23 protein-coding genes and 2 tRNA genes (1 of these 25 only partly in view) are annotated in these 25,937 nt (G+C 64.8%); 18 read left to right on the top strand and 7 right to left on the bottom strand.

Annotated features, from left to right (window positions below):
- Window positions 1-992: 992 nt before the first annotated feature.
- From DESPIGER_RS04600 to pyk, 3 genes are all read right to left on the bottom strand, one after another.
- A tRNA-Glu gene (locus DESPIGER_RS04600) sits at window positions 993-1,069 on the bottom strand.
- Window positions 1,070-1,086: 17 nt separating this feature from the next.
- A tRNA-Gln gene (locus tag DESPIGER_RS04595) sits at window positions 1,087-1,161 on the bottom strand.
- Between the two features lie 192 nt (window positions 1,162-1,353).
- Window positions 1,354-2,772 carry a pyruvate kinase gene (pyk, locus tag DESPIGER_RS04590; RefSeq protein WP_072333656.1) on the bottom strand — a complete coding sequence of 473 codons (1,419 nt, stop codon included), beginning with the start codon at window positions 2,770-2,772 and terminating at the stop codon, window positions 1,354-1,356.
- A gap of 278 nt (window positions 2,773-3,050) precedes the next feature.
- Here pyk and DESPIGER_RS04585 point away from each other — a divergent pair, with 278 nt between their 5' ends.
- From DESPIGER_RS04585 to ftsZ, 15 genes are all read left to right on the top strand, one after another.
- Window positions 3,051-3,497, top strand: a complete 447-nt coding sequence (locus tag DESPIGER_RS04585; protein ID WP_083575300.1) for a division/cell wall cluster transcriptional repressor MraZ — start codon at window positions 3,051-3,053, stop codon at window positions 3,495-3,497.
- 8 nt (window positions 3,498-3,505) lie between these two features.
- The gene (rsmH, locus tag DESPIGER_RS04580) at window positions 3,506-4,510 is read left to right on the top strand and encodes a 16S rRNA (cytosine(1402)-N(4))-methyltransferase RsmH (protein ID WP_083575299.1); all 1,005 of its coding nucleotides are present in this window, start codon (window positions 3,506-3,508) and stop codon (window positions 4,508-4,510) included.
- Window positions 4,507-4,827 carry a hypothetical protein gene (locus tag DESPIGER_RS04575; RefSeq protein WP_072333652.1) on the top strand — a complete coding sequence of 107 codons (321 nt, stop codon included), beginning with the start codon at window positions 4,507-4,509 and terminating at the stop codon, window positions 4,825-4,827. Before rsmH ends, DESPIGER_RS04575 begins: the two co-directional genes overlap by 4 nt.
- Window positions 4,828-4,854: 27 nt before the next feature.
- A complete protein-coding gene (locus DESPIGER_RS04570) occupies window positions 4,855-6,987 on the top strand; it encodes a penicillin-binding transpeptidase domain-containing protein (RefSeq protein WP_072333649.1) in 2,133 nt (710 codons plus the stop codon).
- Between the two features lie 2 nt (window positions 6,988-6,989).
- On the top strand, window positions 6,990-8,444 hold the full coding sequence (locus DESPIGER_RS04565; RefSeq protein WP_072333646.1) for a UDP-N-acetylmuramoyl-L-alanyl-D-glutamate--2,6-diaminopimelate ligase: 1,455 nt from the start codon (window positions 6,990-6,992) through the stop codon (window positions 8,442-8,444).
- The gene (locus tag DESPIGER_RS04560) at window positions 8,435-9,856 is read left to right on the top strand and encodes a UDP-N-acetylmuramoyl-tripeptide--D-alanyl-D-alanine ligase (protein WP_072333643.1); all 1,422 of its coding nucleotides are present in this window, start codon (window positions 8,435-8,437) and stop codon (window positions 9,854-9,856) included. The genes DESPIGER_RS04565 and DESPIGER_RS04560 overlap by 10 nt, the downstream gene beginning before the upstream one ends.
- Complete coding sequence (mraY, locus tag DESPIGER_RS04555) at window positions 9,857-10,933, top strand: phospho-N-acetylmuramoyl-pentapeptide-transferase (protein WP_072333640.1); 1,077 nt, start codon at window positions 9,857-9,859, stop codon at window positions 10,931-10,933. It begins immediately after the preceding gene.
- Between the two features lie 108 nt (window positions 10,934-11,041).
- Window positions 11,042-12,352, top strand: coding sequence for a UDP-N-acetylmuramoyl-L-alanine--D-glutamate ligase (gene murD / locus DESPIGER_RS04550; protein ID WP_072333637.1), 1,311 nt, complete (start codon window positions 11,042-11,044; stop codon window positions 12,350-12,352).
- A complete protein-coding gene (ftsW, locus tag DESPIGER_RS04545) occupies window positions 12,349-13,557 on the top strand; it encodes a putative lipid II flippase FtsW (RefSeq protein WP_072333633.1) in 1,209 nt (402 codons plus the stop codon). Before murD ends, ftsW begins: the two co-directional genes overlap by 4 nt.
- Window positions 13,539-14,609 (top strand): undecaprenyldiphospho-muramoylpentapeptide beta-N-acetylglucosaminyltransferase, encoded by a 1,071-nt coding sequence (gene murG, locus DESPIGER_RS04540; RefSeq protein WP_072333630.1) that lies wholly within the window; start codon window positions 13,539-13,541, stop codon window positions 14,607-14,609. The genes ftsW and murG overlap by 19 nt, the downstream gene beginning before the upstream one ends.
- A 41-nt stretch (window positions 14,610-14,650) precedes the next feature.
- Window positions 14,651-16,024, top strand: coding sequence for a UDP-N-acetylmuramate--L-alanine ligase (gene murC, locus DESPIGER_RS04535; RefSeq protein ID WP_072333627.1), 1,374 nt, complete (start codon window positions 14,651-14,653; stop codon window positions 16,022-16,024).
- A complete protein-coding gene (gene murB, locus DESPIGER_RS04530) occupies window positions 16,017-16,895 on the top strand; it encodes a UDP-N-acetylmuramate dehydrogenase (protein ID WP_072333625.1) in 879 nt (292 codons plus the stop codon). The genes murC and murB overlap by 8 nt, the downstream gene beginning before the upstream one ends.
- Window positions 16,892-17,797: a cell division protein FtsQ/DivIB gene (locus tag DESPIGER_RS04525; RefSeq protein ID WP_072333623.1), complete on the top strand. Its 906-nt coding sequence runs from the start codon at window positions 16,892-16,894 to the stop codon at window positions 17,795-17,797. The genes murB and DESPIGER_RS04525 overlap by 4 nt, the downstream gene beginning before the upstream one ends.
- Window positions 17,798-17,816: 19 nt before the next feature.
- Window positions 17,817-19,049: a cell division protein FtsA gene (gene ftsA, locus DESPIGER_RS04520; protein ID WP_072333620.1), complete on the top strand. Its 1,233-nt coding sequence runs from the start codon at window positions 17,817-17,819 to the stop codon at window positions 19,047-19,049.
- Window positions 19,050-19,094: 45 nt separating this feature from the next.
- Window positions 19,095-20,429 (top strand): cell division protein FtsZ, encoded by a 1,335-nt coding sequence (gene ftsZ, locus DESPIGER_RS04515; protein WP_072333617.1) that lies wholly within the window; start codon window positions 19,095-19,097, stop codon window positions 20,427-20,429.
- A 430-nt stretch (window positions 20,430-20,859) separates the two neighbouring features.
- Here the strand turns inward: ftsZ and tsaA are convergent, their stop codons facing one another.
- The 4 genes from tsaA to DESPIGER_RS04495 all read right to left on the bottom strand — a co-directional run bounded on the left by tsaA (window position 20,860) and on the right by DESPIGER_RS04495 (window position 23,973).
- A complete protein-coding gene (gene tsaA, locus DESPIGER_RS04510) occupies window positions 20,860-21,282 on the bottom strand; it encodes a tRNA (N6-threonylcarbamoyladenosine(37)-N6)-methyltransferase TrmO (RefSeq protein ID WP_072333614.1) in 423 nt (140 codons plus the stop codon).
- Window positions 21,283-21,431: 149 nt separating this feature from the next.
- Window positions 21,432-21,845: a cupin domain-containing protein gene (locus tag DESPIGER_RS04505; protein ID WP_083575297.1), complete on the bottom strand. Its 414-nt coding sequence runs from the start codon at window positions 21,843-21,845 to the stop codon at window positions 21,432-21,434.
- 193 nt (window positions 21,846-22,038) lie between these two features.
- A complete protein-coding gene (locus DESPIGER_RS04500) occupies window positions 22,039-22,578 on the bottom strand; it encodes a lysozyme inhibitor LprI family protein (RefSeq protein WP_072333610.1) in 540 nt (179 codons plus the stop codon).
- A gap of 60 nt (window positions 22,579-22,638) precedes the next feature.
- The gene (locus DESPIGER_RS04495; RefSeq protein ID WP_083575296.1) at window positions 22,639-23,973 is read right to left on the bottom strand and encodes an MATE family efflux transporter; all 1,335 of its coding nucleotides are present in this window, start codon (window positions 23,971-23,973) and stop codon (window positions 22,639-22,641) included.
- A 215-nt stretch (window positions 23,974-24,188) separates the two neighbouring features.
- Between DESPIGER_RS04495 and DESPIGER_RS04490 the strand changes: the two genes are divergently transcribed.
- The 3 genes in view from DESPIGER_RS04490 to DESPIGER_RS04480 are tightly spaced (at most 9 nt apart) and all read left to right on the top strand, a layout consistent with a single transcriptional unit that may run on beyond the window.
- A complete protein-coding gene (locus DESPIGER_RS04490; RefSeq protein ID WP_072333604.1) occupies window positions 24,189-24,869 on the top strand; it encodes a DUF134 domain-containing protein in 681 nt (226 codons plus the stop codon).
- A 9-nt stretch (window positions 24,870-24,878) separates the two neighbouring features.
- A complete protein-coding gene (locus DESPIGER_RS04485; RefSeq protein WP_072333601.1) occupies window positions 24,879-25,766 on the top strand; it encodes a 4Fe-4S dicluster domain-containing protein in 888 nt (295 codons plus the stop codon).
- On the top strand, window positions 25,759-25,937 hold the start of the coding sequence (locus DESPIGER_RS04480) for an ATP-binding protein (RefSeq protein ID WP_072333598.1). 691 nt of this gene lie beyond the right edge of the window; only the first 179 of its 870 coding nucleotides appear in the window; it begins with the start codon at window positions 25,759-25,761; its stop codon lies beyond the right edge, outside the window. Before DESPIGER_RS04485 ends, DESPIGER_RS04480 begins: the two co-directional genes overlap by 8 nt.

Genomic DNA, 25,937 nt, shown 5'->3' with positions numbered 1-25,937 from the left:
CGGTAGCAGGGACGGTACATTACATGGGACTAAAGTCAGGAAGGCATGAATTGCGGGCACAGAGACCCACAAAAATGGAAAGTTGCCCTGTTCACGCTTTTTAGCTTCTATCAGCTTGGCGTATGATTCATCTTCTCTCCCCGCTGTTTCCTTAAGGTCTGTCTGATGAAGTGGAAAGTATTTGCCGCTGTTATGGTCACCTCTGAATGAAGCCAGAAGTTTACGAATATGGTGACTTGTTCTAGCCACAGGGTCTTGATGGCTTGGGAAGGGAAGGAGGCAAATCGATCGTCTCCATCAGCAATTATACCATACTAAAGGACCAGTCGGACCGATGAAAAAGACGGGAGAAATCCCGCTTTTTTTGTATGAAACGAAAACCTCCTGCTAGGCGGGAGATATTATGGAAGGCAAGAATGCAGCTAAAATTCGTGATTATATACAAAAACAACTGGATAAAAAATCTGGAAACGCAGCTGAGTCCCCCCTACTCTGGTAGCCTGTTTACGGGTCGCAAGTAGCAGAAGTGCAGGGAGCAGACCACTATGTGTCTGATAGAGCGGTAAAAAAGCCTTACAAGTACATATGAAGAACCACCGGATTTTCCGGTGGGTTCCCTTTATCTTTCTACTGTCCATACACACGCAAATTGCTGCCAATAGCGCAGCTATCTTATTCTATGTGGGGATAGAGTTGTTTACGCGATATCAGCCGTAACCGGTTGACAGCAAGCCTTGCAGAAAAAACATAGAACGACGAGAGCCGCGTCCAATATGAGGAAGGCGTGGGGCCGTGTAAAAGCGGCACTCCCACGCTTCTTTAAATTTAGCAATTACCGTGCTAGGTACGAAAAAACACCGAGCACCGTTCTCAAGTTGCGTGACAGCTCACAGAGGCAAAATTTTTTCAAAATGTGTGGGGCAGATGGTGGGGCAGATTTGCCCCATAATGAAAAAGCCCTTACGATTTCTCGTAAGGGCGTGATTTCTTGTTGGCGTCCCCAAGGGGATTTGAACCCCTGTCGACGGCGTGAAAGGCCGTTGTCCTGGGCCGGCTAGACGATGGGGACGCGCTATGAAGTTGTGATGGCTGGGCTGCAAGGACTCGAACCTTGATTAGCGGAGCCAGAATCCGCCGTCCTGCCAATTGAACGACAGCCCATCGCGAAAATGAAACCTACGCAAAACAGGCCATCTTGTCAAACAAAAAAATGAAAAAAATTGGATGATCTTGATATTTGGCAAAAAAGCAAGGTATTTTGGCCTGTTAAAATGGCATTGCCGTCTGGTTGATAGAAAGAAGGCCGTCCTGGGGACGGCCTTGGAGAGGGCAGGGGATGCCGCCGGAGCGGCCCTATTTCCAGTAGATTTTGACCAGGTTGGTACCGCGCGGGGTGGCCGTGGAGCCCTTGAGCTGGCCGGCGGTGATGACGGCGCATTCATTGGGCAGGAAGTCCGGGCTGTTGTGGATGAAGTTCTCGGCGCGGCTCAGGTGGCTGGGGTCGCTGGCCGGGTCGGCGACGAACACGGGGTGCACGCCCCAGACGAAGTTCAGGGCCTTGATGGTCACCGGGTCGGGGGTCAGGGCGTAGATGTCCTGGGGAGGACGGCGGCAGGAGACCTGGCGGGCCGACGCGCCGCTGAGGCTGTGGGAGACGATGGCCTTGGCATGGGCCTTTTCGGCCAGCAGGCAGGCGGAGTAGGCTAGGAATTCGGGGATGCCCTTGTTGGCGGCCGGCTCTTCCAGCTTGCGGTCATCGACCAGCAGCTTTTCGGCCTCGTCGGTGATCTTGCGCATGTACTGCACGGTCTCCACCGGGAAGTTGCCCATGGCGGTCTCTTCGGAAAGCATCACGCAGTCGGCGCCGTCCAGCACGGCGTTGGCCACGTCCGTGGTCTCGGCGCGGGTGGGCGCGGGGCTGTTGACCATGGAGAGCAGCATCTGCGTGGCCACGATGACCGGCTTGGAGATGGCGTTGCAGGCGCGGATGATGCGCTTCTGCAGGGCGGGCAGCAGGGGCAGGGGGCATTCCACGCCCAGGTCGCCGCGTGCCACCATGATGACATCGGTCTCTTTCAGGATCTCGTCCAGGTTGTCCACGGCGCTCTGGCGCTCCAGCTTGACCACCACAGGCACGCGGCGGCCCGAAGCGGCGATGAGCTGTTTTGCCTCGCGCACATCGTCAGCCGTCTGCACATAGGATATGGCCACGGCGTCCACGCCCAGGGCCAGGCCGTCGCTCAGGTCCTTCTTGTCCTTCTCGGTCAGGGCGCGCACCTTGGTGGCCTTGCCGGGCAGGGCCAGGCCCTTGCGCGAGGTCACAAGGCCGCTGTTGTTGGCCTCCAGCAGCACCAGGCCGTCGGGACGGTTCTGCTGCACGGTGAACTGCAGGCCGCCGTCGGCCAGCACCATGCGGTCGCCGGCCTCCAGGGTCTCCAGGATCTCGGGGTGGTCGAAAGGCAGGAAGGGCAGCTCGTCCGTGCGCTGGCCGGAAAGGCCCAGCAGCAGCTGCATGCCCTTGGTGACCTGGATGGTCTTTTCCTGCACGACGCCCAGACGGATCTTGGGGCCGGACAGGTCCTGCATGATGGTGATGGGCTTGTCCAGCTCCTTTTCCACGTCACGGATGTCATTGATGATACGGACGAAATCCTCGGCCGAACCGTGGGAGAAGTTCAGGCGGAAGACGCTGACGCCGGCTTCGACGAGCTGACGCAGCTTTTCCTTGGAGTTGGAAGCCGGGCCGATGGTGGCGACGATCTTGGTTCTCATAGGGTGTTCCTTGGATCATGCCCGTGCGGGGACACGGACTTTCTTTACAGCGCTGTATGCCCAGAAGAAACTATCCGGGCTTTCCAGCAGGTTGTCAAGCGCAAGGCGCCTTCAGCGCGTCCGCTGTCCCCGGGGGAGGCCCCGGACAGGGGGTTGAAATGATTCACAAATAAAATCACATGTCCGTCACCGTCCTGTCGCGCTCCCTTGACAGCGGGGGAAGGGGTGGGGCATAAGTGGGAAAACGTGGTAAATAGTGGGCGACAGGGGTAGGGCCGGTGGCAAATCTGTTTATCCAGAGCGCATATCGCAATCTCGATACCAAAGGCCGTCTGCTGCTGCCGCCAGAGTACAGGGATGCCCTGCTGGCCGCCGGAGACGGTTCCTTCTGGCTGACCATAGGCCTGTATGGAGGCCTCAAGGCCTACATGCCTGCGGACTGGGAAGCCATCGTCGAAAAGCTGAACAGCGTCCCTCTCCCCTCCATGAAGCTTTCCCACGTCAAAACGAAACTGCTCGGTCTTGCGCAGCGGATGGTCCCCGATGCGCAGGGCCGCATACGTATCCCGCAACCCCTGATGCGTGCGGCCGCCCTGGGAAAGGACGTGGTGCTGGTGGGGATGGCGGACAAGTTCGAGATCTGGGATCAGGCCCGTTTCGATGCCCTGCTGGTGGAGGACGTCAGCGATGAAGTGGCGGCCTGCCATCTTGATATAGCTCTTTAGAGGTAAGCATGACCATGCAGCAGCAGGGACAGGAACGAAATGCGGCCGATCTGCACATCCCTGTCCTGATGAAGGAAACCCTTGCGGCCCTGCAGCCCGTGCTGGATGCCGGAAGGGGTCGCCCCGTGCGCATCCTGGACGGCACGCTCGGCATGGCCGGGCACAGCTGCGCCATGTTGCGGGCCGCCCCCCGGGCGGAGCTCTGCGCCCTGGACAGGGACGAAGAAGCCCTGGAGCTGGCCCGGCGCCGGCTGGAACCTTTTGGCGGGCGCGTCCACACCTACCATTGCCGCTACAGCCAGTTCGGGGAAGCCCTCGACGATCTGGGCTGGGACAGGGTCGATGCCGTGCTGCTGGACATCGGCGTCTCCTCCCTGCAGCTGGATGAGGCGGAGCGCGGTTTCAGCTTTTACGGGGACGGGCCCCTGGACATGCGCATGGACCAGCATTCCGGCGCCCCCTCGGCCTGGCACTGGGTCAATCGCGAGAACTTCGACCGTCTCAAGGAATGCATCGCCACTCTGGGCGAGGAGCCGCAGGCCGGGCGCATCGCCCGGGCCATCGTGGATGCCCGCCAGAAAAGCCCCATCGATACCACCGCCCAGCTGGCGGCCCTGGTGGAGAAGGCCTACCCGCCCGCCTGGCGCGCCAAGGCCCGCCGCCATCCCGCCACGCGCACCTTCCAGGCCCTGCGCATGGCCGTCAACGATGAGCTGGGCGAGCTGCGCCGCTTTCTCGATGCCATCCTGGGCCGCCTGTCCCTGGGCGGTCGTCTGGCGGTCATTTCCTTCCATTCCCTGGAGGACCGCATGGTCAAGCAGGCCATGCGCCACTGGGCCGAGGGCTGCCGCTGCCCCCGGCATGTGCCGGTGTGCGTGTGCCACCATGTGCCGGAAGTCGAGATCCTGTACAAAAAGCCTGTACAGGCCGACGAGGAAGAGCTGGCCGTCAATCCGCGTGCCAGCAGTGCCAAACTGCGTGCCGTGGAGAAAATAGCCGAGGCCGTTTCATGAAGAAGCTGTCGGTCGGGCTGCCGTTCCGCGGACAGGGCAAAGTACAGACCAGGAGCTGGCTGCTCCTGCTGGCCGTGGGGCTGCTGGCCTGCATGACCATGTGCCTGATCCTGGTCTGGAGCAATATCGAGCGCATCGATACCACCTATTTCATCAATATCGCCCAGAACAAACTGCAGGAGCGCAAGGCCCTGCGCGCCAAGCTGGAAGTGGAGCGGGAGCGTCTTCTTTCCCCGTACGAGCTGCGCCGCAAGGCGGAGGAACTCGGCATGAAAGAGCCGAAGCCGGGGCAGGTCCGGCGTATGGAAGCGCACTAGCCGGCAAGCATCACAAGCGGGGGACGCATGTTCAAATTCTCATCCGATGCCGGAGACAGGAAACGTCGTCCGGGCCGTGCCGCATCACGCACCGTGCGCAGCGGCGGGGCCCGGCGTGTTTCTGTCGCGCCCAAGAACAGGGGCCTGAGCTGGGTCGACAGGGTGGACTGGGGCAAGGCCCGCATCACGGCTGTCGTGGCCATCTTCTGCGTCCTGTGGCTGGGGCTGTGGGGCCGGGCCTGGTACCTGCAGATGATCGAAGGCCCCCGCCTGGCCGACAAGGCCCGCCGCCAGCACATGGCCACGGAGCTGGTCACCGGCAAGCGCGGCATGATCATGGACCGCAACGGCCAGGTGCTGGCCCGCAGCGTGGAGGCCCGCTCCGTTTACGCCCGGCCGCAGGAGATCCAGGACTTCCTGACCATGGCCAATACCCTGGGGCCCATCCTCGGCATCGAGCCGCAAAAGCTCTATGACGAGCTTTCCAAGACCAAGCGCCGCTTCGTCTGGGTGCGCCGCAAGGTGGACGACTACACCGCCGAGGCCGTGCGCAAGGCGGGCCTGCCCGGCATCGGCCTTTCCAAGGAATACGACCGCGTCTATCCCTTCAAGCATCTGGCCGGGCAGCTGCTCGGTTTCGTGGGCGTGGACGACAAGGGCCTGGAAGGCCTGGAACGCTCGCTGGACGACCGGCTCGCAGGCACGCCCACCCGCATGGTGGTGCAGCGCGACGCCATGGGCCGCCGTTTTTACCTGCATGAAGAAGGCAAGGACGAGCTCCGGGGCGAAGACCTGATGCTGACCCTGGACGTGCAGCTGCAGTTCATCGCCGAAGAGGCCGTGGCCCGCGCCGCCCGGGACTTCGATGCCCGCTGGAGCGGGGCCCTGGTGGTGGACGTGCCCAGCGGCGACATCCTTGCCTGGGCGCAGTATCCCTTCTTCAATCCCAATACCTACCGCCAGTCCAGCCCCATGATCTACCGCAACCGGCTGGCCTCCGACGCCCTGGAGCCCGGCTCCACCTTCAAGCCCTTCGTCATGGCCTCGGCCCTGCAGGAGCGCAAGATCAACCGCAACACGGCCATCGACTGCGAGAACGGCAAGTGGGAGATCAAGAAGGTGACCATCCGTGACACCTCGCGGCAGGGCGTGCTGCCCGCGCACAAGGTGCTGCGCTATTCCTCCAACATCGGCATGGCCAAGATCGGTCTGGAGCTGGGCTCGCCCACGCTCTACAAATATCTGCGCGCCCTCGGTTTCGGCGAGAGCACCTGCGTGCCCGTGGCCGACAGCCGGGGCATCCTGCGCCAGCCCCGCTCCTGGAGCGAGGCCGACCTCATGTCCGCGTCCTTCGGGCAGAGCGTGTCCGTCACGGCCCTGCAGATGGCGCAGGGCTACTTGACCCTGCTCAACAACGGGGTCTACAAGCCCCTGCGTCTGCTGCGCGAGCAGGTCAACGTGGAGCAGCGCTACGAACGCATCTTTTCCGAACGTGTCTGCCGCGAGGTCATGGGCATGATGCGCGATGTGGTGGAAGAGAAGGACGGCACCGGCAAGCGGGCCCGCATCGAAGGCGTGGAAGTGGCCGGCAAGACCGGCACCGCCCAGAAAGCCGACCACAAGGCCGGCTCCTACGGCTCCAAGCGTCTGGCCTCCTTCGTGGGCTTTTTGCCTGCCGACGATCCCCGCTATCTGATCGTGGTGCTGGTGGACGAACCCACCAAGAACCAGTACGGGGGCGTGGTGGCCGCGCCGGTGTTTCGCGAGATCGCCTCGCGTGCCATCACCTACAGCGGCGCCATCGTTCCCGATGCGGTCAGGCAGGCGGAAAAGGACGACAAGCCGGACAAGGACAAGGGGCGTCAGCGCGGCCTCAAGCTTTCACGGCTGGATGTGCCCTTCCTGGCCAGGGAGGACGTCCAGACCAGCCGTCCGCCGTCCATGCAGCAGCCCGGCCATCTGGCCAAGGCTTCCAGCCGGGTCCCGGACGTCAAGGGCAAGACGGTGCGCAACGCCGTGGAACTGTTCGCCCGCGCCGGGGTCGTGCCGGAACTCAAGGGGACCGGCACGCGCGTGGTCAGGCAGAGCCCGCCGCCGGGCACGGCCTGGCCCAAGGAAGGGGAAAACGTCACTTACATTCTGTGGCTCTCGGAGAGGTAACCGTGAATCGCCAATTCGATCAATTGCTCGACAAGGTGCGCCGTGAGGGGGGGGAGATACGCTCCGACTCGCGTGAGGTCGGCAAAGGGGACATCTTTGTGGCTGTCCCCGGCGTCAACGCCGACGGCGCCCGTTTCATCCCGCCGGCCGTGGAGGCCGGTGCGTCCACCATCGTCTGCCTGCCCGGCAGGGCCGAGGCCGAAGCCGCCCGCGCCGCGGGCCGCACGGTGATCTGTCACGAGGATCCCCGCGAGGCCCTGTGGCGTCTGGCCGAGGCCCGCTGGCATACCGGCAGCCTGCCGCTGCGCGTGCTGGGGGTCACCGGCACCAACGGCAAGACCACCAGCGCCTATCTGCTGGAACATCTGTTCACGGCCACCGGGCACAAGGTGGGCGTGCTGGGCACGGTGAGCTACCGCTGGCCCGGCCATAGCGAGGCCGCGCCCCTGACCACGCCCGATCCTTTGCGCGTGCACGCCATGCTGGCGGCCATGGCACAGGCCGGTGTGGACATCGCCGTCATGGAGGTCTCCTCCCATGCCCTGGACCAGCAGCGCGTCTGCGGGGTGCCCTTTGCCGGGGCTTCCTTCAGCAACCTGACCCAGGACCATCTGGATTTCCACCAGGACATGGAAAGCTATTTCCGGGCCAAGTCCCGCCTGTTCCTGGAACTGCCCCGCGCCGACAAGGTCATGGCCATCAACGGCGATGACCCCTGGGGCCGCCGCCTGCTGGAGCTGTGCCCGCGCGCCCTGTCCTTCGGCCTGCACAGGGCGCTCCCGCAGCAGCGCCATCTGTGGGGCGAGCTGCTGTCCGCCGGGACGGACGGCTGCCATCTGCGGATGCATCTGGACGGCCAGCAATGGGAGCTGCGCTCGCCGCTGGTGGGAGCCTTCAATGCCTCCAACCTCCTTTCCGTGCAGGCCCTGGCCCTGGAGCTGGGCCTGATGCCGGACGATCTGCGCCATCTGGAAGATTTCCACGGCGTGTGCGGCCGTCTGGAGCGGGTGCCCAATGCCCGCAAGCTGCACGTCTTCGTGGATTACGCCCACACCCCCGACGCCCTGGTCAATGTCCTGAAGGCCCTGCGCGGCGCCGGTTTCAAGCGCATCGTCACGGTCTTCGGCTGCGGCGGCAACCGTGACCGCACCAAGCGCCCCATCATGGGCGAGGCAGTGGCCCGCTATTCCGACGTGGCCGTGCTGACATCGGACAATCCCCGTTTCGAGGACCCGGAAGCCATCCTCGAGGATGTGCTGCCCGGCCTGCGCGAAGCCAGGGAAGTCGTGGTGGAGGTGGACCGCCGCAAGGCCACGGCCAGGGCCGTGGAGATGCTCGGTCCCGATGACGCCCTGCTGATCGCCGGCAAGGGCCATGAGGACTATCAGATCATTCAGGGCACCAAACATCACTACAGTGATCAGGAAGTGGTGCGGGAGCTGTTGGGGTGCGCCTAGATCTTGCTGAAATCGTTCGTTGTCTGGGCTGTGCCCGGGATGTGAAGGTGGCCGACGGCAGCGTGACGGTCACTTCGGTCGTCACGGACAGCCGCGAGGCCGCGCCCGGCAGCCTGTTCGTCTGCATCGCCGGTGAGCGTGTGGACGGCCATGATTATGCCGCCCGTGCCGTGGAGCAGGGCGCTGTGGCCGTGCTGGCCGCCCGTCCGCTGGAAGGTCTGTCCGTGCCTGTCCTGACGGTCCAGGATACGGTGCGGGCCCTGGGCGCCGTGGCCGCCCTCTGGCGCGGCAAGTCCTCCGCCCGGGTGGTGGGCATCACCGGCTCCGCGGGCAAGACCACGGTCAAGGAACTGCTGGCCCATGTGCTGTCGCGGCGCGGCAAGACCGCCTGCAATGCCCTCAACCTCAACAACCAGGTGGGCATGCCCCTGTGCATGCTCAAGACCGACGGGGACGAGGACTTCTGGGTCTTCGAGGCCGGTATCAGCCACGAGGGCGACATGGACGAGCTGGGCGCCATCCTCAAGCCTGATCTGGCCCTGATCCTCAATGTGGGCGCCGCCCATACCGAGGGCCTGGGCGAACGTGGCGTGGCCTGGCACAAGTCCCGCCTGCTGGCGCATCTGGCCCCTGAAGGGCAGGCCCTCGTGAGCGCCGACTATGATGACCTTGTCCGCGAGGCACGGGCCGTGTTCGGCGACGTGATCTTCTTCACGGCCAGCGGCCGCCCGCTTTCCTATCGTGCGGCCTATGCCGGGTGCAGCGATGGCGTGCACGGGCAGTACCGCCTGTGGCTGGACGGCCGTCCCTGCGACGTGACGGCGCCTTTCCGCGGCGATTACGGCACCGAGAACTGCATCGCCGTGGCGGCCGCCGCCCACATGCTGGGCCTGAGCGCCGAGGAGATCGCCGCCGGTTTTGCCGACGCGCAGCTGCCGCCGCAGCGTTTTGCCCGCAGCCGCCGGGGCAGCTGGGACATCGTGGACGATACGTACAACGCCAACCCGCTTTCCATGGCCCGCATGCTTGACGCCGCGGCGGAAAGCGCCCAGAAGCGGCCTTTCGTGGTGGTGCTGGGCGAGATGCGCGAACTGGGCAGCGTGGCGGACAGGGAGCATGAGCGTCTGGGCAGGCATCTGGCCCAGCTGCGCCCGGTGCTGGTCTTCTGGCGCGGCGGCCATGCCGATGCCGTTCGTGACGGGCTGGAGCACGGCCTGTATACGGGCAGGTTCCTGCCTGTGGAGTCCGGCGAAGGCTTCGTGCAGGCCCTGCGTGAACATCTTCCCGCCGATACGGGAGGGCAGGGGGGGCTCATGCTCTTCAAGGGGTCGCGCGGCAACCATCTGGAAGAATTGCTCGAAGCCCTGGAGCGGAGCGACTGGCTGCCCGGCAGCCGTACGGAGAGTCTGTAGATGCTGTACAACCTTCTGGTACCGTGGGCGTCCGAATGGACGGCGCTCAATGTTTTCCGGTACATCACCTTCCGTTCCATGGCCGCGTTCATCACGGCCCTGGTGCTCTCCATCCTGCTGGGGCCCCGGTTCATCGCCTGGCTGCGCCGTCTCAAATGCGGCCAGCATATCCTGCATGAGGTGACGGCCCATGCCTGCAAGGAAGGCACGCCCACCATGGGCGGCCTGCTGATGCTCTTCAGTCTCACGGTCAGCCTGCTGCTCTGGGCGGATCTGGGCAATTTCTACATCTGGCAGACCCTGCTGGTGTTCTGGGGCTTCGCGGCCGTGGGCTTCTGGGACGACATGACCAAACTGCGCCATGCCGAGAACCGCGGCATCAGCGGCCGGGCCAAACTGGCGGGCCAGCTGGTGGTGGCCGTGGTGGCCATGCTCTTTTTGGTCATGGACCCCGGCTATTCCAGCCAGCTGAGCATCCCCTTCATCAAGGACTGGGCCCCCGACCTGGGTCCCTTCTACCTGCCGTTCGGGGTCTTCGTGATGGTGGCCTCGTCCAATGCCGTCAACCTCACCGACGGTCTGGACGGCCTGGCCATCGGCCCCTGCATCGTGGCCGGCATCGTTTTCGCCATCTTCATCTATGTGACCGGCCATGCCCGCTTCGCCACATATCTGCTGCTGCCCTACATGCCGGGCGTCGGTGAGGTCACGGTGTTCTGTGCGGCCCTGGTGGGCGCGGGGCTGGGCTTTTTGTGGTTCAATGCCTATCCGGCCCAGGTCTTCATGGGCGATGTGGGCTCGCTGGCCCTGGGCGGTGTGCTCGGCTATCTGGCCCTGCTCTGCAAGCAGGAACTCATCCTGGCCGTGGTGGGCGGCCTGTTCGTGGCCGAGACCCTGTCGGTCATCATGCAGGTGAGCTATTTCCGCTGGACAGGCGGCAAGCGCCTGTTCCGCATGGCTCCCCTGCATCACCATTTTGAACTGAAGGGCGTCCCGGAATCAAAAATCATCATCCGGTTCTGGATCACGTCCATCCTGCTGGGTCTGGTGGCCCTGTCGGTGCTGAAACTGCGCTGATCCCGGAGGGCCCGGCCGTATGGCGGCCGGAGCCTGTTCGCCGTTTTCGTATCCTGTCCGCCGTGCCTGCCGTGCAGGGCGCGGCACTATATGCGCGAGGAATGTGACATGGCTCAGAATGAAGATCGTGGCCGGTGCATCAAGGCCGGTGAACTGGCTGTCGTGGTGGGCGCCGGGCGTTCCGGCAAGGCCGCGGCCCGTCTTCTGCTGCGGCAGGGCGCCCGGGTGCGCCTGCTGGAGAGCAATCCCCAGGCCCTGGACGAAGCGCAGGCCGCGGCCCTGCGCGCGGAAGGCATCGAGCTGGTGCTGGGGGAACAGGGACCGGAGCTCTTTGCCGGTGCCGGGCTGGTGGTGCCCAGCCCCGGCCTGCCCGTGGTGCGTCTGCGCGAGCTGATGGGCCCTCATGCCCATGCGGCCGGCACGGAGATCCTGGCCGAGATGGAACTGGCCTGGCGTGCGCTTGACGGTGAACCCGTGCTGGCGGTGACCGGCACCAGCGGCAAGACCACCACGGTCAGCCTGGCGGCGGCCATGTTGCGGGAGCAGGGCCTGCGCGTCTTCCTGGGCGGCAATATCGGCACGCCCCTTTCGGAATATCTGCTCGCCGGCGAAAAAGCCGACGTGCTGGTGCTGGAGACCTCGAGCTTCCAGCTCCAGTGCTGTTCCACCTTCCATCCCCGTGTGGCCGTGGTGCTGAACATCTCGCCCAACCATCTGGATTACCACAAGGACATGGAAGAATACATCGAGGCCAAGTTCCGCCTGTTCCGCTGCCAGACGGAAGATGATCTGGCGGTGCTGGCGCCCGGTCTGGAAGAGGCCGCCGCCCGTTTCGGCCTCAGGGCCCGCAAGGTCTGGATCCGGCCCGAAGGCCGTTTCCCCGACTGCCCCCTGTTCGGGCAGCACAACCAGTTCAATGCCGAGGCCGCCTGGCAGGCCTGCCGTCCCTTCGGCGTGACGCTGGAGAATGCCGCGCGTGCCGTGGCCGCCTTCAAGCCCCTGCCCAACCGCCTGGAATCCGTGGCCCGCGTGCATGGCGTGCTCTATGTGAACGATTCCAAATGCACCACGGTGGCCGCCCTGAAGGTGGCGCTGGAAGCCATGGATCATCCTGTGCACCTGCTGTGCGGCGGCAAGTTCAAGGGCGGGGATCTGGACGGCATGAAGGAGCTGCTGCGCCGCAAGGTCCGAAGCGTGAGCCTGTACGGGGCCAGCCGCGAGATCTTCGAGGCGGCCTGGCAGGGCGTGGTGCCCCTGAGCTGGCATGAGCGCATGGAAGACGCCGTCCTGGCCCTGCAGGGCCGGATGGCGGCAGGCGATGTGGTCCTGCTGGCACCGGCGACCTCCAGCTTTGACCAGTACCGCAACTATGTGGAACGCGGCAACGACTTCAAGCGCATCGTGGGAAGCCTGGCATGAAGAACATGTTCCTGAGCAGGAAGGAAAAGAAAAAGGAAGCGGCCGCTCCCCAGGGCGGGGGCATCTCCCGTGCCCTTGGCAGAGTGAGCTTCGAGGGCTTCGACTGGTGGCTGTTCACCCTGATGCTCATCATCCTGGCCATCGGCCTCATCATGGTGCTGTCGGCCAGCGGCATCGTGGCCGAGCAGGTCAACGGCGACAAGTACTACTTCTTCAAGCGGCAGCTGGTCTTTGCCTGCGGCGGGGGCGTCGTGCTCTGGGGCGCGGCCCTCATGCCCCGCAGCTGGCTTTACAGGCTGCAATATCCGGCCATCTTCCTGTCCCTGTTCCTGCTCCTGCTGACCCTGTCGCCCCTGACGCCGTCCATCAACGGCGCCAAGCGCTGGATTCCCCTGGGGCCCGTGAGCCTGCAGCCCATGGAGTTCGTCAAGATCTCCCTGGCCCTGTATCTGGCCTATTTCATGAGCTCCAAGCAGGCCCTGGTCAAGACCTTCAGCCGGGGCGTCATCCCGCCCTTTGCCGTGACGGGCCTGTTCTGCGGCCTGCTGCTGCTGCAGCCCGACTTCGGCAGCGCCGTGGTGGTGGCCAGCATACTGTTCTTCATGTGTCTGGCCGGGGGCACGCGCTTCATCTACCTGTTCTTCGCCATGATCCTGTCCTGCGCCGGCGCCATGGCCCTGGCCATCCTCGAACCCTATCGCCTGCGCCGCCTGCTGGCCTTCCTGGATCCGTTCGCCGATCCCACCAATACGGGCTACCATCTGGTGCAGTCCCTGCTGGCCATCGGTTCGGGCGGCTTTTTCGGCGTGGGCGTGGGCGCCAGCCGGCAGAAGATGTTCTATCTGCCCGAAGCCCACAACGACTTCATCATGGCCGTGCTGGCCGAGGAGCTGGGTTTCGTGGGCGTGACCGTGGTCATGCTGCTGTTCGGCCTGCTGTTCTGGCGCTGTTACCGCATCATCATGCGCCAGACCGAGCTGCGCGACCGCCTGACGGCCTTCGGCCTGACGGTCATCCTGGCCATGGGGGCCGTCATGAACCTGGCCGTGGTCATGGGGGTGGCCCCGCCCAAGGGCGTGCCCATGCCCCTGATGAGCTACGGCGGCAGTAACCTTATGGCCACCATGCTCTGTGTGGGCCTGCTCATGAATTTTTCGCGCACGGCCACGGGCAAGGAGGGGAGCATATGGAAAGAGTCCTCTTGACCACCGGCGGCACCGGCGGGCACATCTTCCCGGCACTGGCCGTGGCGGAAGCCCTGCGCCTGCGCCATCCCTGCGTGGAGCTGCTGTTCGTGGGCTCGCAGTACGGCCCGGAACAGCGTCTGGCCCGGGCGGCGGGCATCGACTTCATCGGCCTGCCCGTGCGCGGCTTCCTGGGGCGTGGCCTGCGGGCCTTTGCCGCGGCCGGGCGCATGGCCTGTGCCGTTTGCCGGGCCCGGGGCATCATCCGGCGTTTCCGGCCCCAGGTGGTGGCCGGTTTTGGCGGCTATGCCGCCTTCGCGCCCATGCTGGCGGCCCGTCTGGCCGGTGTGCCCACGGTGCTGCATGAACAGAACGCCATCGCCGGCATGAGCAACCGCATCCTGGGACGTCTTGCCCGGCGCATCTGCCTGTCCCTGCCGGGGACAGAGGGCTTCGACGCCTCCCGGACCGTGCTGACGGGCAACCCCGTGCGGGCCGCCGTGGTGGCTCTGGCCGGACGGCAGCATGATTTTTCCGGCAAGCGTCTGCTGGTCATGGGCGGCTCCCTGGGGGCCCATGCCCTGAACGTCCATGTGTGCCGTCATCTCGGCGCCTTGCGGGCCGCGGGCATCGAGGTGCGCCACCAGACAGGCGTGCGCGACGAGGCCGTGACCCGCGAGGCCTACGCGGCGGCGGGCTATGATCCGGCCTGTGTGAGTGCCTTCATTGATGACATGGCCTCGGCCTATGCCTGGGCGGATCTGGTGCTGTGCCGCGCCGGGGCCACCACCGTGGCCGAGCTCTGCGCCGCGGGCCTGCCCTCGGTGCTGGTGCCCTTCCCCTATGCGGTGCATGACCACCAGACGCGCAACGCCCAGGCCCTGGTGGCCGAAGGCGCGGCCCTGATGCTGCCCGAGGCCCGCATGGAGAGCGACGGCCTCATGGCGCAGGTGACGGACCTGCTGCAGGATGCGGACAGGCTGCGCGCCATGGCCGCGGCGGCCTCCGGCTGTGCCCGCGTCCATGCGGCGGAGCTGGTGGCCGCGGAGCTGGAGACCGTGTGCGCACGGTAGGTTCACGACAACATCTTCTTCCCGATAGAGAGAGACGACATATGGACAGCAAGATTCGGCAGATTCACATGGTGGGCATCGGCGGCGCCGGCATGAGCGGCATCGCCGAGGTCCTGCTCAACCTGGGCTATGACATCTCGGGCTCGGACATGAGCGATTCGGCCGTGGTCAAGCATCTGCGCAGTCTTGGGGCCCGCATCGCCGTGGGCCATGCGGCCGAGAACGTGGGCAACGTGCAGGTGCTGGTCAAATCCACGGCCATCCCCGAGGACAACCCCGAAGTGGTGGAAGCGCGCCGCCGCAATATCGCCATCATCCCCCGTGCCGAGATGCTGGCCGAGCTGATGCGCCTGCGCCAGGGCGTGGCCATTGCCGGTACGCACGGCAAGACCACCACCACGTCCCTGACGGCCTCCATCTTCGACACGGCCGGTCTGGACCCCACGGTCATCATCGGGGGGCGGCTCAATGTCTACGGCACCAACGCCCATCTGGGCAGCGGCCACTACCTCATCGCCGAAGCCGATGAGTCCGACGGCTCCTTCCTCTGTCTGTTCCCCATCATCAATGTGGTCACCAACGTGGACGAGGACCATCTGGACCACTACGGGACCCGGCAGGCCATCGACGATGCCTTCGTCCAGTTCATGAACAAGGTGCCCTTCTACGGCCTCAACGTGGTCTGCGGCGATGACCCGGGCGTGCGGGCCCTGCTGCCGCGCGTCAAGCGTCCGGTGCTGACGTACGGTTTTGCCGCCGACAACCAGCTGCGCGCCGTGCTGCTGGAATCGGGCATGACCAGCCGTTTCGAGGTCTGGCGCGGTGAACAGAAGCTGGGCGAGGTGAGCCTGCCCCATCCCGGCCGCCACAATATCCTCAATGCCCTGGCCGCCATCGGTGCCGCCACGGCCGCGGACATCCCCTTTGAACGCTGCGTGGAAGGTCTGGCCACCTTCCGGGGCGTGGGGCGGCGCTTTGAGTTCAAGGGCGAACGTAACGGCGTGACCGTCATCGACGACTACGGCCATCATCCGGCCGAGATCGCGGCCACGCTGGCCACGGCCCGTCAGGTCTTTCCCGGCCGCCGCCTGGTGGTGGCCTTCCAGCCGCACCGCTTCAGCCGCACCCAGGCCCATTTCGGCGAGTTCTGCAAGGTCTTCGACGTGGTGGACCAGCTGGTGCTGACGGAGATCTACGCCGCGTCCGAAAAGCCCATCCCCGGTGTTTCCGGCGAGAGCCTGGCCCAGGGCATGCGCCAGGTCTCCGAGACCCCGGTCACCTACTTCCAGACCATCGACGCCATGGTCAGGGGCCTGGACGATATCCTGCGGCCCGGTGACGTGCTGCTGACCCTGGGGGCCGGCACCATCACCCGTGTGGGACCGGCCTGGCTGGAGGGCGGCAAGGATGCGTGAGATCCCTTCCCCGTCACTGGCGGGGCGGACATCACTGCATCTCGGGGGCCGGGCCATCGCGGAACTGGTGCTCGAGCGTGCGGAGGATTATCCGCTGCTGGCGGAACGGTTGCGGCAGCTGGGCGGGAGCCCGTTCATCATCGGTGCGGGCACGAATCTGCTTGCCAGGGATGGCGAATTACCAGTCGTGCTGCTCCGTTCTGCAATCAAGGAAGGTCCCGAGGTCGTCTGGGAATCTGCAGAACGGGCCCATGTGCGCGTGGGGGCCGGCGTGCCCCTGCCGCGACTGCTCGGTTTCTGTGCACGGCGGGGGTTCGGCGGCCTTGAGGGGCTCGTCGGCATCCCCGGGAGCGTCGGGGGGGCCGTGGCCATGAACGCGGGCTCCTACGGGTGCGAAACTTGCAGGAACCTCCTGGAAATCAGGGCTGTTGTCGATGGTCGTCCGCAAATCTTCCCGGTCGCGGAACTGCAATATGGTTACAGAACTTTGCTGGTGAACGGCAAAAAAAACGGTTTTCTTGTGCTCGAAGCCATATTTGACTTGACCAAGACTGACAGGAATGGCATCTCTAAACTCATGCATCGCAATATTTGCGAGAAAAAGTCTAAACAACCTGTGACAGCATGGAGTGCGGGCTGCGTGTTCAAAAACCCGGCCCCGGACAAGCCAGCCGGCATCCTTCTGGATAGGGCCGGCTTTCGCGGCAGGCGGCTCGGCGGGATGGCTTTTTCGACCATGCATGCCAATTTTTTGATAAATGAAGGAAAGGGCAGCGCGAGCGCCGCGTTCGAACTGATAGAGATGGCGCGGCAGGGGGTGCTGGAGCAGACCGGCATCATGCTGGAAACGGAAGTCAGGATCGTGCCGTGACGTTTTCGCTGAAAAAAAATCGTCGCAATACACGCTCGTACGGCGGCAGCGCAAAGGCTGCCCCCAGCCGCAGCACGGCTTCGCGTCCCAACACCCGCAACCGGGCCAGACCGGTGAAGGAAAAACGGCCGTTCGCCTTGTGGAGCAAGCTGCGGGGCGGGCGTGTGCAGCGTTTTTTTTGCGTCCTGCTGCTTGCGGGGCTGGTCGCTGCGGTGACGGGGGTGTGCGCCGGATCCCTCTGGCTGTACGGCAAGGCCACGACCAGTGACTTTTTCGCCACACGGCACATCGATGTGGCCGGGAACGTCAGGCTTTCGCGGGAGATGGTCCTGCAGTACGGCGGCCTGAAGGAAGGGGAGAACTCCCTGGCGGTCAGCATCGCGGAGGTGGAGCGCAAGCTGCGTGCCACGCCCTGGGTGGAAGAGGTCTCGGTCAAGCGGCTGCTGCCGGACCGTTTCGTCATCAAGATCAAGGAGCGTATGCCCACCTTCTGGGTCCACAAGGACGGGGTGCTGTATTACGCCAACGAATCCGGCGAGGCCATCGCCCCGGTGGAGAGCCGCAACTTCCTCTCCCTGCCGACCCTGACCGTGGAAGCGGGGGCCGAGGATGATGTGGCCTATCTGCCGCGTTTCATGAAGGATCTGCATGCGGGCAGCCTGCCGGTGGAGGCGGGGGCCATCGCTTCGGTCATGGTGAGCCCCGCACGGGGTATCGAGATATATCTGGAAGACCGCGAGATGCGGCTTTCCATCGCAACGGACGACTGGGCCGGCAATCTTGCCCGGATCGGTCTGACGCTGGGAGATCTGGCACGCAGGCACGAGCTGAAGAACGTGCGTGAGGTGCGCTCGGTCAACGGCAGTGTCTGGGTGACGCTCAGCCAGCCCATGCGCGGATGATGTTTGGTGAGGAGTAACTATGGCGGATCTCATTGTAGGCCTGGATATCGGCACTACCAAAGTGTGCGCGGTCGTGGGGGAAATGGCGGAAAACGGCCTGGTGGATGTCGTCGGGATCGGCACCCGTCCTTCTCACGGCATGCGCAAGGGCGTGGTGGTGAACATCGAGCAGACCGTGCAGTCCATCCGGGGCGCCATCGAAGACGCCGAGCTCATGGCCGGCTGTGAGATCAATTCGGTCTATGTGGGGATCGCCGGCGGGCATATCGCCGGAATCAACAGTCATGGCGTCATCGCCGTCAAGGGCGGCGAGGTGGGCCAGCGCGACGTGGAACGCGCGCTCGATGCGGCCCGCGCCGTGGCCATCCCCGCCGACCGTGAAGTCATCCACATCCTGCCGCAGGAATATATCGTGGACAACCAGCGCGGCATCGCCGATCCGCTGGGCATGGCGGGCGTGCGCCTGGAGGTCAAGGTGCACATCGTGACCGGGGCCGTGACCTCGGCCCAGAACATCGTGCGCTCCTGCCACCGCAGCCAGCTGGAAGTCTCGGACATCGCCCTGGAGTCCCTGGCCTCGGCCAAGGCCGTACTGACGGAAGAAGAACGGGAGCTGGGCGTCGCCCTGGTGGATATCGGCGGCGGCACCACGGATATCGCCATCTTCGCCAACGATTCCATCAAGCATACCCATGTGCTGGCCCTGGGCGGCCAGAACCTGACCAACGACATCGCCTTCGGCCTGCGCACCCCCATTGCGGCGGCCGAACGCATCAAGCTCAAGTACGGTTGCGCCCTGACCGACATGGTGCGGCATGACGAGTTCATCGAAGTCCCCACCGTGGGCGGTCGTGACCCCAGCCGCATCTCCCGCCAGATCCTGGCGGAGATCTGCGAGCCGCGCATGGAAGAGATCCTGTGCCTGGTGAACCGCACGCTGGAAAATTCCGGTTACAAGAATTTCCTGGGCGCAGGTGTGGTGCTGACCGGCGGCACGGCCCTCATCGAGGGCTGCCAGGAGCTGGGCACGCAGATCTTCAACCTGCCCACGCGCATCGGCTACCCCCGCAATGTGGGCGGGCTCAAGGACGTGGTGAACAGCCCCAAGTTCTCCACGGCCGTGGGGCTGCTGCGTTACGGCGCGGAAAAGGAAGTTTCCGGGCAGAAAAAGTTTACTCCCACGCACAGCGAAAGCGGCGTTTTCGAAGGCCTGCTGGCGCGTATGAAAAAGTGGTTTTCCGACATTTCCTAAAAAACAAAGCGGGCAAGCTTTTAGAGCAGTTGAGGAGAGGGAACTATGTCACAATCCATTGTTGATGATATCGACATCACGCTGGGCAATAATGCCAAGCTCAAGGTCATCGGTGTAGGCGGTGGCGGCGGCAACGCCGTGCAGAACATGATCTCGTCCGGTTTGCAGGGGGTGCAGTTCATCTGCGCCAATACCGATATGCAGGCCCTGAGCCGCAACAATGCCCCGGTCAAGATCCAGCTGGGTGAAAAACTCACCAAGGGCCTGGGGGCCGGTGCCAATCCCGCTGTGGGCCGTGAAGCCGCCCTGGAGAGCGTCAATGCCATCCGGGAAGCCATCGGCGATGCCGACATGGTCTTCGTGACTGCCGGCATGGGCGGTGGCACGGGCACGGGGGCCGCGCCTGTGGTGGCCCAGACCGCCAAGGAGATGGGCGCCCTCACCGTGGGCGTCGTCACCAAGCCCTTCTCGTTTGAAGGAGCCCGGCGCCGGCGCTTCGCCGAAGAAGGGCTGGAAGAGTTCAAGCAGCATGTGGACTGCCTGATCACCATCCCCAATGACCGCCTGCTGGCCTTTGCCCCCAAGAAGACCCCCTTCTCCGCCATGCTGCAGAAAGCCAACGACGTGCTCTTCTATGCCGTCAAGGGCATTTCCGACGTCATCCTGGCCGACGGCATGATCAACCTCGACTTCGCCGACGTGCGTACCACCATGTCCGAATCCGGCATGGCCCTGATGGGCACCGGTGTGGCCGCCGGTGAGAACCGCGCCCGCGAGGCCGCCCAGCGCGCCATCAACAGCCCGCTGCTGGAAGACGTTTCCCTGGAGAGCGCCAAGGCCGTGCTGTACAACATCACGGCGTCCATGGACATCTCCACCGACGAGATCGCCGAGATCGGCGACATCATCGCCGATGCCACGCCTGAAGATACCAACATCATCTTTGGTGTGGTCTACGACGAGAACATCGGCGACGAACTGCGCCTGACCGTCATCGCCACGGGCATCGATCCCAGCGCCGCGGTGGTGCCGCCCGTGCCCGAGCCGGTGAAAAGCTCCAGCGTGACCAAGTTCCCCGGCTCGCAGGCCGCGCCCGCGGCCCGCCCCATGGAAGCGCCGCAGGCCCCTGCCTACGAGCAGCCCCGCCCGCGCCCCGTGCGCCAGCGCGGTGACTGGATCCCCCAGAACTCCTATCCGCAGGGGGGGTACGGTCCCTATTCAGCCCAGGACCAGTTCGAGAAACCGACCTACCTGCGCACAGGCGCCACGCTGGGCCAGCAGCCCCTGCCCCGGCGCCAGCACAACCCCGGTCATGAGGACTTCACCTACAGTGAAGAAGACTTCGAGATTCCCACGTTCATCCGCACCCAGGCCGACTAGGCCGTGCGGCGGGCCGCTAGGCCATGAACGCATGAAATTTCAGGGTTCACCTCTTCGGCCCTGAAATGCCCGCCGGGAGGCCCATGGGGGGCCTCCCTTTGTACCGTTTCGGTGCACAAAAACGCCCGCAAGTTCGTGTTGCGGGCGTTTTTCGTTTCATGTGCTGGCGTGTTGCAGCAGCGGCAAGGCACAATGCCGGAGGATCACCGGAGCCGGCGGCAGCACGGAGGAAGGGCCAGAGGAAGGGCCTCCCGCTGTATGCCTCCACTGCCGGAGGAGCCACGGCAAGGCCCGCCAGCGCTGCGGACAGGATCAGGGAGTTTTGCCCCGGTGAGCGTGGATGGCCGCCAGACACGATGGGCAGGATGGCGGGGATGGTGGCAAGGGCCACCGGCTTGCCGCTTTCGGGCAGGGAGCGCGGGAGGCTGCGTCACAGCAGGGCACCGCTGTCCAGATCGGGGAAGTGGGGCTTGATGTCCAGCAGGGGCGTGCCGTCCAGCATGTCCACATGCGTGACGTGGAGGATGTTCCCGTCCCGGCGCAGCAGCGGTACCAGGCTCATGCCGATGCCGCCCGGACGGCAGGGGGCCCGGGTGGTGAAGACGCCGCGCTCCTGCGTCCGGCCGTGCGGGATGACGTGCAGGCGCGGCGTGTCTGCCCTGTGGAAGGCAAAGAGCAGCCAGATGCGGGCAGAGTGTTCCAGCCCTTCAAGCCCGGCCGCGAATTCGGGGAAGACCTCCACCTGGCCGGTGAAGCCTGCGGCGTGGATGGGCTGCCGGGGCGTTTGGGCCGGATCGGTGTGCGGGGTGTGGATGATGCCGATGGGGCGGCAGGTGAACAGGGGCAGGGACATGGGCATCTCCTGTAGGGCTTGCCGGGGAATGTCACGAGGTACGAGGGGCGGGCAAGGGACAGGCCGTACCGTCCCGGATGACGTTGTCCGGGACCGGTGAACGCGCATGGGTAGGGGCGGCATGGCCCGGCAGGCGCCGTGTTTTCCCGCTAGCGCTGGCCGTGGCGCTGAGGGAAACGGGGTCGAGGCCCACCCTGTCCCTGCGGGCCGTCTGCCGTGCCCCCAGTTTCCTGCGGACGCAGCTGTGGTGCGTGGATGGCCAGCCAGATGCAGGGCTTGCTGGTCTCCAGCACACGATGGCGTACATGTCTGGGCAGCAGCAGACACCGGCCGCGTTCCAGGGCCACTTCACGACCATCGGCAAAGCCCAGCCGGGCGGAACCTTCCAGCAGCAGGACCCATTCGTCCTTTTCCTGGTCGTACCACTGGCCTTCCGGCGTCACATGGCCCCAGGAGACGATGCGCTCCACCAGCAGGCCGCTGTCCGAGGCGAGCAGGGGAGTGAAATGTTCCGGTATGCCGGGAAGACGGATGTCTTCCGGCAGCGTGAGCAAAGAATCCATGATGCCTCCACAAGGTGCGCCGGGGCCGGATGGCAGGCAGTCCGGGCAGCCCGGCAAAAAAGGATGGCCGAAGAGGGCATGATGGAGAGGCCGCCCTCTTGCTGCGGCCCGGGGCGGGCGGGACGCCTTGGGGCGGGAGCGGAGCTGCGAAGAGGCTGCCCGGCCCCTGCCGTTTACGAAAGCAAAACGCGACCTAGTCCAGCCCCATTTTTTTCATGCCGGAATTGAACAGGGATTCCATGCTGTTGCCGAAATCCGACAGGCCCTTCTCGATGTCGTCCATGGTCGTGGAGCGGCGGGCAGGCCTGTCCGCCAGTGAGGGGTCGAGGCTCTCCAGATCATGGATGCGCTTGCGCAGCTGGTCGATCTCGAGCCAGGCCAGGTTTTCCGTGGCGCTCTGGCTGTTGGGATGGTTCTCGGCCACAGGGCGCATGCTGGCCTTGTACGCCAGCCAGCTGTGCTGGTTTTCTTCCAGGGCATCCAGGCAGGCGGCGCCGCGTTTTTCCGCTTCGGGGCCGGAAAATTTTTTGCAGATGCCCTGCATGGCCTGATAGCGGGCATCCAGCTTTTTCTGCCAGTAGTCACGCTCCATATCCAGGCACTGTTTCTGGTCCGAACGTTTGGGATTTTTCTTGATGCAGGCTTCGAAGCCCGGGGCATGTTCGGCCGCCGCGGCAGGGGCGGCCAGCAGCAGGGCGGCCAGCAGGGCAGGCAAAAGGCGTTTCGTGGGCATGGGGCCTCCTTGTGTGGTGTGCCGCAAGCATACGGCATGCGGCTGTTCCTGTCAGCAGGCCTACCAGCCGGTACGCCATCGGCCGTGGGCCAGCAGCCCCATGCCCAGCAGCAGGGTCAGGGCCTCGGCCAGGGGAATGGCCCAGAAGATATGTTCGTCTTCCAGCCAGAGGGCGAACAGGCTCAGGAACAGGGCAGGGAAGACCAGGCTGCGTCCCAGGGCCATGCCCGCAGCCTGCAGGGAACGGTTGAGCCCGGTCAGGTAGCAGGCGATGCCCATGTTCAGACCGCTGAAGAAAAAGCTCCAGCGGAAGTCGGCAATGAAATGGCAGGCCAGGCCGCCCACAGCGGCGTTGCCGGGCAGGAAAAGGCGGACAAGCTCCTGCGGGTAGAGGCTGAAGACAAGGAACATGACCACGCCCAGCGCCAGCAGGCTCAGCAGGGCGACGCGCAGGAAGCTGTGCGTCCGCTGGCGCAGCCCGGCGGCATGATTGGCACTGACCAGCGGCGACAGGGTATCGCTGAGGCCGTAGGCCAGGGTCAGGCCGAACCACGAACCGTAGCTGACCACAGTGAAGGCGGCCACGCCGGAAGAGCCGAAACGGGCCATCATCAGATGGTTGATGAGCAGGATGATGCTGCCCACGGAGAGCTCGTTGATGCTCTCCGCACTGCCGTTGAGGCTGGCCCGCAGGATCTCGCTCCAGCCGCAGCCCTTCAGGGTCAGGCGCAGCAGGGCGCGACGGGACAGGAAGTGGCACAGGAACAGGAGCAGGGTGCAGCTGTAGCCCAGGCCTGTGGCCAGGGCCGCCCCCTGCACGCCCCAGCCGAGACGGGCGATGAACAGGTAATCCAGGACGATATTGACGCCGGCGCTCAGGATGAGCCCCAGAGAAGCCAGGGTGGGATGCTGGTCCACCCGGGCGAACTGCGAAAGGGCGTAGGAGGCGGGCAGCACGGGGCTGAAGCACAGGATGGTGGTCAGGTACTGATGTGCGGGCCGCATGACATCGCCCCCCGCTCCCAGCAGTGTCAGCAGCAGCGGCCGGAACAGCAGGGAGAGCAGGGCCAGCATCAGACCGGCCAGCAGGATGAGCAGCATGGTACGGCCAAAGACCGCCGAAGCGGCCTGCAAGTCGCCACGTCCCACATGGTGGGCGCTGCGGACCGTACCGCCCACGGAGAGCATGACGCCCATGCCGAAAAAAATGCTGAAGGCCGGGCTGACGATATTGACGGCTGCCAGGGCCTGGGCCCCGACATAGCGGCCGATGAAGATGGTGTCCACCAGGCCGGCGGACGAAAGCAGGAGAAAGGCCGCGGACCAGGGCAGGCCGTAGCGGAAAAAGGTCTGGGCCACGGGACGATGCAGCATGCTGGTTCGATGTTGGGACATGGGGACCTCGTGAGAGCTGCGCGGGGCAGGCCCCGGCCTTGTACCACGGGGCCAAGAAAAGCGTCAACGCGCTGCGCGAAAGCGGAAAAAAACGGCGGGATCCGGGAAAGGGGCTTGACATGGCTGCCGCAAGGATTATGCTCAATTGTGCAAAACGTCCGCAGCCTGACGTCCTTCCGGCTGTGAGTCCGTTTTGCCAGACAATTGGAGAAATCATGCCGCGTCCCAGACAGTGCCGCTATGTGGCCAGCACTCCCAGTGTCACCTACTTCAAGCCGCGGGGCATCCCCATGACGGCCCTGGAGGAAGTTTGCCTGGGCGTGGAAGAGCTCGAAGCCCTGCGCCTGGCGGATCTGGAAGGCCTGACCGGTTCCGAGGCCGCCTGCCGCATGCGTGTGTCCCGGCATACGTTCGGCCGCACACTGGCCGCGGCCCGGCGCACGGTGGCGCTGGCCCTGGTCACGGGCCGGGCCCTGCGCATCGAGGGCGGCCATTACGCCCTGGCCGGACCGGATCCCCGCACTGCGGGCGCAAAGGAGAATACCATGCAGAAGATTGCCATTTCCAGTGAAGGCCCCACCCTTGACGATCTCGTCGATCCCCGCTTCGGTCGTGCGGGCGGTTTCGTGGTGGTGGATCTGCCGGACATGAGCGTGAGCTATATCGACAACGGCGCTTCCCAGACCATGAGCATGGGGGCCGGTATCGAGACCGCCGAGCGCGTGGCCAACGCGGGCGTGCAGGTGGTGCTGAGCGGCTATGTGGGCCCCAAGGCTTTCGACGCCCTGAAGGCTGCGGGCATCAAGGTCTGTCAGGATGTGAGCGGTACCGTCCGGGAAGCGGTGGAGCGCTTCCAGAAGGGCGAATTCCCCTTTGCCGACGCGCCCAACAAGTAGGGGACCCGTATGCGTATCGCCATCGCCAGCGGCAAGGGCGGGGCAGGCAAGACCAGTGTGGCCGCCTCCCTGGCCAGTGTCTGGGACAATCCCCTGGTGGCCGTGGACACGGACGTGGAAGCGCCCAACCTCCATCTCTTCCTGCCGCCGCAGGTGGAGGGGAGCAGCAAGGCCTGGCTGGAGGTGCCCTCCCTCGATCTGGCCGCGTGCAGCAAATGCGGCAAATGCCGCGAGATCTGCAGCTTCAAGGCCATCGCCTCCTTTGCCGGCAATATCAGCATCTTCCCCGATATGTGCCACGGCTGCGGCGGCTGTTTCGCCGTCTGCGCGGACAAGGCCCTCAAACCCGTGGGCCGGGAACTGGGCGAACTGGAATACGGCACGGTGCTGGACGGCACGGTCCGCTTCCTCATGGGACGTACCCGCATCGGCGAATCCATGACGCCGCCCCTGCTGCGCTGGCTGCGGGCCCGTCTGGAAGCCATGCTGGCTGCGGTCCCGGCCGACGCCATCCTCGACGCGCCTCCCGGGGTCAGCTGTCCGGCGGTCACGGTCACCCGTGACGTGGACCTGATCCTGCTGGTGGCCGATCCCACGCCCTTCGGCTTCCATGATTTCAAACTGGCGCATCAGGCCTTCCTGCCCCTGGGCAAGGCCATGACCGTGGTCATCAACCGGGCCGGGGCCGCAGGCAATGCCGATGGCGACGCCGCGGTGCGTGACTACTGCCGTGAGCACGGCCTGCCCCTGCTGGCGGAGCTGCCTTTTGAGCGGGCCGCCGCCGAGCAATATGCCAATGGTCGTCTGCTGGCCGCGCTGTCCCCGGAATGGAAACAGCGTTTCGAACACTTGCGCGATGCCCTGCGCCGTCTGGGCGGGGAGGTGTGCCATGCGTGAGATCGTCGTCATCAGCGGCAAGGGCGGGACGGGTAAAACCACGGTCTGTGCCTCCTTTGCCCATCTGGCCGAAAGCAAGGTCATCTGTGACCTGGATGTGGACGCCCCTGACCTGCACATCCTGCTGCAACCGGAGATCAGGGAACACACGCCGTTCATCTCGGGACACAG

The sequence above is a fragment of the Desulfovibrio piger genome (assembly GCF_900116045.1).
GTDB classification, from domain to species: domain Bacteria; phylum Desulfobacterota; class Desulfovibrionia; order Desulfovibrionales; family Desulfovibrionaceae; genus Desulfovibrio; species Desulfovibrio piger_A.
The sequence above is the reverse complement of the archived record's forward strand: the minus strand, read 5'-3'. Positions and strand labels throughout refer to the sequence as shown.